Origin of the sequence: Carnobacterium sp. TMP28 (genome assembly GCF_047553015.1) — a bacterium.
Classification (GTDB): Bacteria; Bacillota; Bacilli; order Lactobacillales; family Carnobacteriaceae; genus Carnobacterium_A.
In genome coordinates this window covers 1429546-1441747 of sequence record NZ_CP180212.1, presented here as the reverse complement: position 1 = coordinate 1441747, position 12202 = coordinate 1429546, and the positions used below count along the sequence as shown (strand labels likewise).

Annotated in this window: 12 protein-coding genes and 1 tRNA gene; 10 read left to right on the top strand and 3 right to left on the bottom strand. The window is 35.9% G+C overall.

Going from position 1 to position 12202, the window contains the following annotated elements:
- Positions 1–6: 6 nt before the first annotated feature.
- A complete protein-coding gene (locus ACMHYH_RS06900) occupies positions 7–1173 on the top strand; it encodes a carbohydrate kinase (RefSeq protein ID WP_414838676.1) in 1167 nt (388 codons plus the stop codon).
- 85 nt (positions 1174–1258) lie between these two features.
- Here ACMHYH_RS06900 and ACMHYH_RS06895 read toward each other — a convergent pair whose 3' ends face one another.
- Positions 1259–1462: a hypothetical protein gene (locus ACMHYH_RS06895; protein WP_414838675.1), complete on the bottom strand. Its 204-nt coding sequence runs from the start codon at positions 1460–1462 to the stop codon at positions 1259–1261.
- 155 nt (positions 1463–1617) lie between these two features.
- Between ACMHYH_RS06895 and ACMHYH_RS06890 the strand changes: the two genes are divergently transcribed.
- From ACMHYH_RS06890 to ACMHYH_RS06850, 9 genes are all read left to right on the top strand, one after another.
- Positions 1618–2463: a metallophosphoesterase gene (locus ACMHYH_RS06890; RefSeq protein ID WP_414838674.1), complete on the top strand. Its 846-nt coding sequence runs from the start codon at positions 1618–1620 to the stop codon at positions 2461–2463.
- 147 nt (positions 2464–2610) lie between these two features.
- Positions 2611–3492 carry an aldo/keto reductase gene (locus tag ACMHYH_RS06885; RefSeq protein ID WP_414838673.1) on the top strand — a complete coding sequence of 294 codons (882 nt, stop codon included), beginning with the start codon at positions 2611–2613 and terminating at the stop codon, positions 3490–3492.
- Between the two features lie 255 nt (positions 3493–3747).
- On the top strand, positions 3748–4755 hold the full coding sequence (locus ACMHYH_RS06880; protein WP_414838672.1) for a Gfo/Idh/MocA family protein: 1008 nt from the start codon (positions 3748–3750) through the stop codon (positions 4753–4755).
- Between the two features lie 190 nt (positions 4756–4945).
- Positions 4946–6292, top strand: a complete 1347-nt coding sequence (locus ACMHYH_RS06875; protein WP_414838671.1) for a DEAD/DEAH box helicase — start codon at positions 4946–4948, stop codon at positions 6290–6292.
- Positions 6293–6382: 90 nt separating this feature from the next.
- Positions 6383–9064 carry a sigma 54-interacting transcriptional regulator gene (locus ACMHYH_RS06870; RefSeq protein WP_414838670.1) on the top strand — a complete coding sequence of 894 codons (2682 nt, stop codon included), beginning with the start codon at positions 6383–6385 and terminating at the stop codon, positions 9062–9064.
- 174 nt (positions 9065–9238) lie between these two features.
- The gene (locus ACMHYH_RS06865; RefSeq protein ID WP_414838669.1) at positions 9239–9565 is read left to right on the top strand and encodes a PTS sugar transporter subunit IIB; all 327 of its coding nucleotides are present in this window, start codon (positions 9239–9241) and stop codon (positions 9563–9565) included.
- A gap of 59 nt (positions 9566–9624) precedes the next feature.
- Complete coding sequence (locus ACMHYH_RS06860; RefSeq protein ID WP_414840361.1) at positions 9625–9924, top strand: PTS lactose/cellobiose transporter subunit IIA; 300 nt, start codon at positions 9625–9627, stop codon at positions 9922–9924.
- A 161-nt stretch (positions 9925–10085) separates the two neighbouring features.
- On the top strand, positions 10086–10247 hold the full coding sequence (locus ACMHYH_RS06855) for a hypothetical protein (protein ID WP_414838668.1): 162 nt from the start codon (positions 10086–10088) through the stop codon (positions 10245–10247).
- A 150-nt stretch (positions 10248–10397) separates the two neighbouring features.
- Positions 10398–10547: a hypothetical protein gene (locus tag ACMHYH_RS06850; protein WP_414838667.1), complete on the top strand. Its 150-nt coding sequence runs from the start codon at positions 10398–10400 to the stop codon at positions 10545–10547.
- 301 nt (positions 10548–10848) lie between these two features.
- On the opposite strand, the gene ACMHYH_RS06845 is transcribed toward ACMHYH_RS06850, so the two are convergent.
- Both ACMHYH_RS06845 and ACMHYH_RS06840 read right to left on the bottom strand, forming a co-directional pair.
- Positions 10849–11598, bottom strand: coding sequence for a hypothetical protein (locus ACMHYH_RS06845; RefSeq protein WP_414838666.1), 750 nt, complete (start codon positions 11596–11598; stop codon positions 10849–10851).
- A 463-nt stretch (positions 11599–12061) separates the two neighbouring features.
- Positions 12062–12135 (bottom strand) — tRNA-Arg (locus ACMHYH_RS06840).
- Positions 12136–12202: the final 67 nt, after the last annotated feature.

The following is a 12202-nucleotide window of genomic DNA, read 5'->3' as shown; positions in this document are numbered from 1 at the left end:
AAAACAATGCAGTTAAATGAGAAAGAAAAGAAAATTCTAGCCGCTATTAAACTAAATCCTTATATTAGCCAACAACAATTAGCAGATGAGATTGGCTTGTCGCGCTCGTCGGTTGCTAATCTTATTTCAGGATTAATAAAAAAAGACTACCTCATTGGAAAAGCGTACGTTTTAGCTGAAAAAAAACCCGTCGTTTGTATTGGAGCTGCAAATATAGATAGGCGTTATCTATTGAATGAGCCATTGACTATGAGAATAACCAATGATGTGAAAGAACGTTTTTCAGTTGGAGGCTGTGCTCGAAATGTTGCAGAAAACTTAGGACGTCTAGGAATTGAGTCAACCTTGCTCTCTGTTGTCGGAAATGATTCTTATTGGCAATCCATCAAAGAACATTCTGAACAGTTTATGGATATATCTCAAGTTGATACGATTGAAGATGAGTTAACAGGTGTATTTGTTGAAGTATTAAATCCAAAAGGGGCGATTGAATTTAGTCTGACCGATATGGCTATTTATCAATACATGACTCCAGAGTGGCTAAATAAACATCTGGCTTTATTGAAAGAAGCTGAATACTTAGTAGCGGATTTGAATCTTCCCAAAGAAACCTTAGAATTTTTAATTTCTTTTAAACTGGCTAATCAGATTCCGCTTATTTTAATTTCAGTGAGCGCGCCAAAAATGAAAAATTTACCAGCTAATCTGGAAGGTGTCGATTTATTTATCGTAAAATACGATGAATCAGCAGCCTTTTTTGAACGGCCTGTTCATACAAAAGAAGAAATGGAAGAAGTCGCTCTAAAATGGTTGGAATTTGGTTTGAAAAGTGTGGCTGTAACCAAGAATGACGAACAAGTTATCCTCAAAACCGATAAAAAAAAGAGTTACCACTATATAAATAAGGACAATGCAAGTAAACGGTACAACTGGGGATTAAATGAAGCCGGTTGTGCAGGAATTATCTATGCTTATAAGAAAAAGAAATCGACCAATGAAAGATTGCTATTTGGCGTGATGAACGCTTACCAGACTTCAAAGACTCTCCGTCTGATTCGGTCAAATTTAACCGCTAATCAACTGGAAAAAGAAGTCAGTCTATTTTTAAAAATAGAAAAAAATAAGACGGATAAAAATAAACAGATACCAAATAGACTCTCAAAAACTGAGTAAATAGCTGAATCTTTTGTATGTAAATAAATTTAATTAAAAACTATCTGTACGTTTATCGTTTAAGTACAGATAGTTTAGTAAGCTATTAATTTTTATCTTCAGTTGGTGTCTCTTTTTTTAGTCTGTTTAATTGTGCTGGATCTTTAAAAGGTTGGAAGTCCTTTGGCTTAGATTCTTCTCTAAGTTTTTCACCAAGTTCTTCTTTTGGCAATTCGTTTAGGTTTTCGTCATTGATGTACGTTTTTAACGAAGCGGTATCAAGTAAGGATGGGGTCTCTTTTTTATCCATTTGTCATCACCTCTTTTCTTTTTAGTATAGCAGAAAACCAATAAAACCGCTTTCTATTTGAATTTATGGTAAAATATAACAACAAGCTATCACTCATAATGAAAAAAATTAGTTGAATAAAAAAAGGAAACAGTTTAATAAGTGGAGGAATTTTTATGTCGAAATGGACTAGTGTGTTTATGATAATAGGATTAATTAGTTTATTGGGACTCTATTTGCTTAGCCAAAATAAATGGCTTCAAGTGAAACAGTTCCATATTAAATTGCCAAAATCTGGTAAAGGACTCAGAGGCAAAAAAATTGTTCAGCTTTCGGATATTCATATTCCTAGACAAGGTGTATCTTTGCTGCAGCTTGTAAAAAAAGTAGCGGCAGAAAAACCCGATTTGATTGTTTTAACGGGTGATCTCATTGACGTAAGGGGTGGATTTCCAAGAGAGACGTTACAAAACTTAGCTCAGTCACTCGTCCACATTGCGCCAACCTATGCAGTGAGTGGAAACCATGATGCAAATGGGGGATACTTAAAAGAATGGGAAGATACTTTAACAACAGCCAAAGTAAGAGTTTTAATTGATGAAGCCGAATGGATTCCATTTGAAGAAGAGGGCTTTTTTTTGATGGGCTTATCTGAAAAAGAAGACTTTGATAGTGCGCCAAGACCGATTCTTAAAAGCATTACATTGACTAAAGAAATGCAAAATCAGTCTAGAATTCTCTTAGCGCATCATCCAGAATTATTCGAAGATTATTTAATGGATTTAACCCGTGCACCTGATTTGATTTTAAGTGGACATGCGCATGGTGGACAAATTAGGTTGCCGTTTATCGGAGGGCTTTTTTCTCCTGGACAAGGACGCTTGCCTAAATACACAGATGGCGTTTATTACTACCCAGATATGCCAGGTAACAGAATGATTGTTAGCCGAGGGATTGGAAATTCAACCTTTCCTTTTCGTGTGAACAATCGCCCTGAAATAGTCGTAGTCATATTAGATTAATCTGCTACAACTACTCACTCTAAGAAAGAACCTGTTTAAAAAAGAAACAGGTTTTTTGGCTTTTCTTTATTTTGTAAGGGGTTTCTTTTGAGTTTTCACCTATAGTTCGTTAAACTAAAGATAGAAACAAAGAGGAGAGTGATCATTATGGTCGAAAGCTTATTAGACAGAACACCGCTAAATAATGGTTATACCATTCCAGGAATTGGTTTGGGAACAAGTGGAATGATGGGAATAGAAGCAGAAGATGCTGTATTTTATGCCATCACTAATGGGTATCGTTTGATTGATACGGCTTCTTTTTATGACAATGAAGAAGACGTCGGAAAAGGCATCAATCGTGCGATTAACGCAGGAATTTCACGTGATGAGATGTTTGTTACAACGAAAATATGGAAAACAGATATGGGATTTGACAATGCCATTCAGTCATTTGATCAAAGTTTAAATCGATTAAACCAACAATACGTTGACTTATTATTAATTCATTGGCCAGATAAAGATGATGCTGTGAACTTAGATACGTGGCGTGCTTTAGAATCTATTTATGAATCAGGACGTGCCCGTTCAATCGGCGTCTGTAACTTTAACCATAAAAATCTAGCCACGTTATTAGAAGAAGTCAAAGTGAGACCAGCAATCAATCAATTTGAAATGTATCCAGGTCATAGTGGTCAAGATACCAACGATTATTGCAACAGTGAAAATATCGTTTCTATGGCTTACAGTCCGATTAAAAAAGGCAACATCAGTAAAGAAAATAGAACGATGACACTAGCTAAGAAGCACAACAAGACACCAGAGCAAATTGCTTTGCGTTGGGCCGTTCAAAGAGGAACCATCCCAATTCCAAAATCGAGTCATAAAGAAAGAATCAAAGAAAATGGAGACATTTTTGATTTCTTTTTAGATAATGAAGATATGGACTTTTTAAATGATTTGGACATGAAGCAAGGCAAAAAACAACGGTTAAGAGACAATATACCAGGAACGCTAGAGCGTAAAAATCGCAGAAAATTCAATGGCTAATGCCACTCGAAGAAAGAAGACTAGTTTTGTGCTAGTCTTCTTTCTTTTTAAATTGACCTTATTCTTATTCAGTTTTTTATAAAAAGAAAACGAAAATAAGGCAAGAATAGATAAAAACGATGAGTTGTTTAAGTCTAAATAAAAGTCAGTAAGAGGAACAGCCTTTCTAAATGGATTGAAGTTTGTTATGATAAAGTCAAAGAGAAGTCGAAAAAAATAAAGAGATGTTCTTAATCTACTTGGAGGAGACGAGCGATGACATTACGTTTAGGAATTATTGGAACAAATTGGATTACCAATCAATTTATTGATGGTGCAATCAAAACAGGATTATATGAAATGACTGGCGTTTACTCAAGAACTGTTGAAAAGGCTAAAGCATTTGGTGAACCTTATCAAGCAACTGTTTTTGAAACAGACTTAACGGCATTTGCAACTCATCCAGACTTAGATGTTATTTACGTTGCTTCACCTAATAGCTTGCATTTTGAACAAGCAATGGCGCTAATGAAAGCAGGCAAGCACGTGATTGTTGAAAAGCCGATGTTTTCTAATCCGAGAGAATGGCAAGCAGCTGTAGCAGTAGCAAAGGAAAATAATGTGTTCTTATTTGAAGCGGCACGTCACATTCACGAAGAAAACTTTAAGCTTGTTAAAAAAGAAATTCAAAAAATAGCACACATTCAAGGGGCTAACTTAACGTACATGAAGTATTCTTCTCGTTACGATCAAGTCTTAGCTGGCCAAGAGCCAAATATTTTTTCATTAAAATTCTCAGGTGGTGCATTAGCAGATTTAGGTGTTTATCCTCTTTATGCGGCATTATCATGGTTTGGTGTACCAAAATCAAGTCAGTATTTCTGCACGAAAATAGCAACAGGTGTAGATGGTAAAGGAACGGTTATTTTACGTTACGATACGTTTGATGTGACCATTCAAACTGGAAAAATTGCTAATTCTTACTTGCCATCTGAAATCTATGGTCTAGATGAAACTCTCTTATTAGATGGTATCTCAGATATTGCGTGTCTCGAACGAGTTGACCGCAAAACGAGTTTGAAAGAAACCCTTTCACAACCGATTAGCCAAGCGCCAATGATGGAAGAAGCCAAGGCTTTTGCTGAAGTCATCAACAATCCTACAGACAACGAATCGTTAAAAAATTACGCGGATTGGCAAGAGTTAAGTCGCCAAGTTAATCGTCTATTAACGTCTTTGCGTAAGGATGCAGGGATTGTTTACGAAGCTGACCAAGAAAAATAAATCGATTAAAAAGATTTTGCAAGACTTGTTGTATGAGGTAGAGCCATTAGTTCTTCTCGTTAAGTCAGGCAAGGTCTTTTTTATTTATCAAAAAACCGTTGAGCGACTTTAGCTTTAGCGGTTTTTTTGGTATGATAAGCAGTGACGCGATGTATAAGAGCGGGGATAAAGAAACGAGGAAATGATAATGATGAATGAAAAAATAGCACCAGAGTTACAAAAATACTGGGCAGAATTAGACTACACGACACCATCAGCTATCCAAAATAGCGTCTATGACTTAATGAAAGCTGGCCGTGATGTGGTTGGAATATCGCCTACTGGGACAGGTAAAACGGTTGCCTATACGTTGCCTTCTTTAGAACAAATTGAACCTAAAGCGGGTGTTCAATTACTGATATTGACGCCTTCACAAGAATTAGCTGTTCAAGTAGCTTCTGTTGTAAAAGAATGGAGCAGCCAATTGGGTTTAGAAGTCCAAACGATTATTGGTGGTGCCAATAAAGTCAGACAAATTGATCAGTTAAAAAAGAAACCTGAGATCATTGTCGGAACAACCGGACGAATTCTTGAAATTGCAGAAACTAAAAAACTGAAACTACACAAAGTAAAAACAGTTATCTTAGATGAGGCTGATCAACTACTGGAACAAGAACAATTAAAAACCGTTCGCCAATTGATGAGCAAAATTCCAGGAGAGCGCCAAATGGGCTTTTTCTCCGCAACAAGCAATGAACTGATGGAAGATTTAGCTAAATGGTTTAATGTGGATCCGGAATGGATTGACGTAACCGAAGAAGATGAGTCTAAAGGCAAAGTTTTGCACGCATATATCGAAACACCAACTCGAAAACGTATCGAAATCATTCGTCGTTTAACACGAATGGAAGGCTTTAAGGCATTGGTTTTTGTGAACAACGTTGCCAATCTTACGCAAGCTTTTGAAAAGTTGCAATACGAAGGTATTTCAGTTGCTGTTTTGCATGCAGAAAAGTACAAAACAGAAAGACAACACGCTTTGCAACAATTCAGAGATGGAAAAGTTGACTTGCTGTTAACGACTGATGTAGCCTCACGAGGCTTAGATATCAGAGGATTGCCTTATGTGATTCAATACGATTTACCAATGAGTAAAGAAAGCTACATTCACCGCTCAGGCAGAACCGCGCGTATGGGACAAACCGGAACTGTCTTAACACTGGTTAATGATCGTGAACGCCGTGAATTCAAAAAAATCATCTCAGCATTAGAAATCACGATTACACCGTTGTATCTTTATGCGGGAGCACTGGTTACAGAACGTCCAGAAATTGAAGAATCTACTGCGCTAGAAACAAAAACCAAGCAAAAAAGTAAAGCCAAAAAAGTAAAAACAAAAGAGAAAAAAGAATCACCTAAAAAATCAAAAGCACCCAATCTGTTATCCGCAACAACAGGTGATGTTCAAACTGAACAACCTATTGGACTGGATAAAAAGAAAAAACACAAAAAGAAACCAAATAAGAACAAAGGGGCTCGCAAGCCTAAAAAAGAATAAAAATAGCTCTAAAATAAAAGTAGCGGGATAGTTTTATCCGCTACTTTTTACTAAGAGTAACGTATCCGGTTTCAATGAAGGAGGAAGAGGATGCTGTCACGTAAAAAAGATATTCTAACCCATTTAGTTAAACAAGCCGCACCTTTGTCAGCGAAAGAGATTGCTTTAGCGATGGAGCTGGATCGTGCCAACGTCAGTCGCTATTTAAATGACTTACATAAAGAAGGGCATATTGAGAAAAGAACCGGTAGACCGGTCTTATATCAAGCTAAAGCACGTACTTCTGCTTTGCCCGAATTAACGACTGAACAAGAAGCCTTTGATAAATTAGTCGGCTACAATGCCTCTTTGAAAGTCATGATTCAACAAGCTAAAGCGGCTATTTTATACCCACCAAGAGGGTTGCATACGATTATCTTCGGTGAAACCGGTACGGGTAAGACCCTATTTGCTGAATGCATGTATCAATTTGCCTTAGAGTCTCAAGTTCTATCAAAAGACGCTCCTTTTGTTTCCTTTAATTGTGCAGACTATGCACAAAATCCGCAGTTGCTTTTTGGCCATATCTTCGGTGTGAAAAAAGGCTCTTATACTGGAGCGACCGAAGATCGAACAGGTTTGATGCACCAAGCGGATGGCGGTATTTTATTTCTTGATGAGATTCATCGGTTGCCACCAGAAGGACAAGAGATGTTGTTTACATTTATTGACAAAGGCGTTTATCGTCCTTTAGGTGAAAGCAGCCAAACTCAAACAGCCAGCGTTCAAATTATAGGTGCCACAACTGAAAATTCAGAAGTCTTATTGGATACGTTCAATCGCCGAATTCCAATGACGATTACCTTACCGCCTTTAGCAGAACGGACTATTGAAGAGCGTTACGAATTAGTTGCCGCTTTCTTGCAACAAGAAGCCCAACGATTAAATCAAAAAATTGTTATCGAGCGAGAAGTATTGCTAGCCTTTATGCTTTATCCAGCTAAAGCGAATATTGGCCAGGTTCAACGGGATTTGAAATTAGTCTGTGCAAAAGCTTTTTTACATTACCGAACGCATCAAACGGACTGCTTAAGAAGTACCCAACAAGATTTGCCTTTAGCTGTCCAAAAAGGCTTATTGCTAGTTAAAGAAGCACCTGAAAGACTCAATCAATTGGTTGATCGCCACCAATCCCATTTTTCTTATGTTCCAACCAGTCAAAAGACAGGGACGGATAAAAATCTAGACTCAGATATGAGTGTCTATAATGCGATTGAAGAACGCGTTGAAGAAGCTTTGAAAATGGGTTTACTAAAAGAAATTGAATTAGAAGGATTTATTCAAAACAACTTGCCACACTACTTTAATGATTACCTAGAAAAATTATCGCTATCTGATATTCATCAAGAACTCGTTCCAATAGATATCAGAAAAGTAACAGAAAAATTATACGATTTTGCAGAAAAAAAACTTGAACGAACCTATCCTTCAAAATCACGGTTTGCTTTTTCATTGCATTTACAAAGTACGATTGAGCGCATTAAAGAAAAACGACCGATTGTACACCCTGATTTGAATAGTGTCCGAAAAAATTATTCGAAAGAATTTCAAGTAGCCATTGATTTATCAGCGATGATCGAACAGCAATTCGGGATTGATATTCCATTTGATGAAATTGGTTTTATCACGATGTTCCTAACACTAGAAGCACAAGAACCTGAAAAAACAGCAGCGAATCAAGTGGGTGTAGTGGTCATCATGCATGGAAAATCAACGGCTAGTAGCATGCTTGAAACGGCACAAGACTTACTGGATACAAAAGTAGGTGTAGCACTTAATATGCCACTGACTGTTAAAGTAAAAGAGATGTATGAAACAGTTAGACAAACCATTGTAGCCAATAAAGTCCTCTATGAACACGGCTTATTGTTGCTAACAGATATGGGCTCTTTGAATGCTTTTGGAGGCATGCTTGCACAAGAATTAGGCTTGGACGTTCGCACTCTTTCGATGACGAGTACACCTATCGTTTTAGAAGCCATCCGGATGGCCAGTATCGGAAGACAATTAGAAGACATTTACCAAAATTGTCGCATGGCAATGACTCTTGAAGAATCCATGAACGAACCCCTCCAAGAAGAAAAGCAGCCAGCACTGATTGTTTCCTGTTTTACTGGTGAGGGAGTAGCAAAGAGAGTAGAAGACCGGTTGAAAAAGGTCATGGATACGACACACTTGGCCATTATTCCTTTGCAGTTCTTGCAGTTAGAAAAAATGAAACAGCAAATAGATCAATTGGCGGAGCAATATACAATCAAAGCGATTATTGGAACCGTTCCAGTGGACTATCAAAATATTCCCTACTATACAGCCTATGAAGCCTTTGATAGGAAAAAAATGGTAGAAATAAAAAATCAAGTTGAGGAATGGCCTTTGGATAAAATAAGCCAAACCTTGACTGGAGCATTGAAAGAAGTCGGTTCTATCAGTCGATTAGTAGGAAATTTGCAACAAGTTATTCAACAACTAGAAGTCGACCTTTATTTAGTTTTACCAGTAGAAGTAAAAGTAGGTCTAATCTTGCATCTAGCTTTTCTAATGGAAAGCATAAAAAATGGCAAAGAAGAACGAGCTTTCCTAGATAAAGAACATTACTTGATGAAATACCCACTTGTTGTAAAAAAATTAAACCAACTACTCATTCCGTTAGAAGAAGATTATCAGTTGAGCATTTCACAAGATGAACAAGCTTATTTAATTCAAATGATTGTAGAAAATCAACTGACGAACTAAAATAAATAGAAAATCTACACAGTAAAGACTACTGTGTAGATTTTTTTGTTAGTGTGTATGAAATGAAACGGTAAGAAAGCGTTGACAGATAACGATTTCACTAAAGATAAAGTTGGCACGCTATTTGCATTATATAAGGTGTAGGAACAAAAAAATGAGATGGAGTGATAATACATGTCAAAGAAAACAATTATGTTAGTTTGTTCAGCAGGTATGAGTACGAGTTTATTAGTAACTAAAATGGAAAAAGTGGCTGCAGAAAGAGGAATCGATTCTGATATTTTTGCCGTATCAGCATCAGATGCAGATAACAACATGGAATCAAAAAATGTTGACGTTTTATTATTAGGACCTCAAGTCCGCTTTATGAAAGCTCAATTTGAGAAAAAATTAGACGGCAAAGGTATTCCGTTAGAAGTTATCAACATGCAAGATTACGGCATGATGAATGGCGAAAAAGTTTTAGACCAAGCTCTAAGATTGATTGATGAAGCAAAGTAAAAGAAACAGTAGTGAAAGGAAGTTATCCATTGGAAAATCAAGAAAATTTACAACTCATTATGGGACTCATTATTAATGGAGGAAATGCTAAAAGTGATGCAATGGAGGCTATTCATGCCGCTAAAGTATCAGATTTTGAACTAGCTGACCAAAAATTAAAAGATTCAGATAAAGGCCTTGTTGAGGCACATCGCTCACAAACGTCTATGCTAACAGCAGAAGCATCAGGAGAAAAAACTGAACTAAGCTTATTGTTGATTCATGGTCAAGACCACTTAATGAACGCTATCACTTTCCGTGACATGGCATCAGAAGTAGTAGATGTTTACAAAAAAATGGCTGGCGTAGCAATCGATTAAAAAAGAATAACACTCCCTCTAAAGTGAAAGCACTTTAGGGAGTGTTTTTTTGACAAAAAATAGTAAAAGTAAATGAAAGTGATGGGCAATCGATTGACTAAGTAAGCGTTTTCCAGGACAATGGAGTAAGAGGTAAACTAAACAGGTGAGGATGAGCTAATATGCTTAAAAACGGTTTGTTTATTATGGTGGTAGGATTCATTGCTCTTATTCTAGGACTGGCTAATACAGATAGCTATCAACCCATTACTTTAATTATAGGAATTGCTCTGACAATCGCTGGATCTATGATGTACCATTGTGGAGAAAGAAAAGAAGAGTAATATCTAAAAAAGAGTCTTCTTTTACTTCATGTATAAGACTTTTGTCGACCAGTATAACTATATTTTAATTCACTTGCTATTTGTTTCAGAATATTGTCAGTTTGTTAAACTAAACTATCTTATATAAATAATGAAAGAAGGACGCTAATGATGGCAGAAAAGAAAGATTCCAAACAATCTCCCAATAAAACTGGAGGTCCAGTAGTAAAAACAGGTCCAACAGCGGGTCAAAATAGGAGCAGAAACAATGATGGATCATGGAGAGGAAAACGCTCAGATACCGGCTCTACCAGAAAATAGAAGGTAGAAGAAATAAAAAATAGAAGAAAGGCCACTGCTTTATTTCAGTGGCCTTTCTTTTTGGATAAAACGGTTTTAAAAGACAACCTATCTTTTGAAAGGATAAAAAATGATTTCATTTATAATAACTCTGAATTCACCTATTCTATAGTGTTTCTTAGTGAAAAAAACACTAGTAATTCAAAAATCACATGACAGTATACTATTATACGTTAGATTAAAATATAAAAACTTCTCTTTAAGTAGTAGACTTTTAATAGTCGCTACTTAGAGAAGAGTTTTTATTAATCCTTGAATATCACTATACTACTGGTGTCCATTTTTTATTTAACTTTATGACCTGGACTATTCTAGAATTAAAAGCAGGTTCTAATGTAATAGAAAAAGGTTCACCGACACTAAGAAAAGGATTACTAATGTGGAAAATCTCTTTAGTAAGCTCTATATCTTCAAGTGTCAATTCACGCTTGAAGTAGTCTTTTGCAAGTGCTAAAGCAAATTTGTCTATAGAGGGAATATTTATGTTAATCTCTAAATCGTCATCTTGGAAAAACATATCTTTATCCACATTAAATAATTTAGCATTACTCAGTTCAATATTTTTTAGTTCAATGGGAGCAAGGCCCCCCATTAAAATATAATATAATTGATAATTATTGTCGACTGCTTCAATTAAGCGTATCGTGTGTTCGGGAGCAGTATTTCCAACACCATCAAGAAACTCAGCACCCTCAGCAGAGATAGAAAAATGGTTATCAGGAAATAAAGATTTCAGAGCTTTTTTAATACTGTTATTTTCTGATAAGTATATTTTATAATCTTTCTTATAGTGTTCCATATATTCCGTATCTCCTATATTTGATCGTAAGGTGTTAAACATAGTAACGGAATTATCACTAGGATAGAGCTGGAAATAACCATTAGTCATTTCAGAGGCATTAAGATTTAAAAATGTTCCTAGAGCGTAAAGTCCTTGCTCATTGGGTGTTAGTGATTTATATTTATTGTATTTTTTACGCGTAGAATTAAAAAAAAGTGCTTGAGTAGTCATATGTATCGAGTCCTTTCTGAGCTTAAATGAGAAGAGCGATACAAAAAGTATCAAAAGATACCCCTAGTAGAAATAAATGAATAGACTATTAATTTCTCAACGCTAAACCATAGTACCTATATAACATAATACATGTAATTAATAGGAAAATCAAAGAGCATTAAAAAGTAAGTATTATTATTAGTTTTTTTCGTCCCCTTTTTTCAATAGCCCATTTATTTTTATTCATAGAATAGACAAGTTGATAGAATCAATCATGCGAATTGTCTAAAATAAATCAATAGTGGACAGCTGTGTAATAAATAACCGACAACTTGTAATGTTTAAACTAGGAATAGACAAGTAGACTATGATTTGTTTTTATCTTGTCTATTTAATTAGAAAGTACCGATTACTAGGTGTCTCATTGAGATATAAAAAAATCTCCCACAAATAGATGTAGGAGATAAGCAGTAAAACGATATGGTCCTAGAGAGGTTCGAACTCCCGACCTAACGTTTAGGAAACGTTTGCTCTATCCAGCTGAGCTATAGGACCGATTCAATACGTTAGTTATCTTCTCACGCTTTGCATTATTTGTCTAGTACTATTTAAAAGTAAAGAA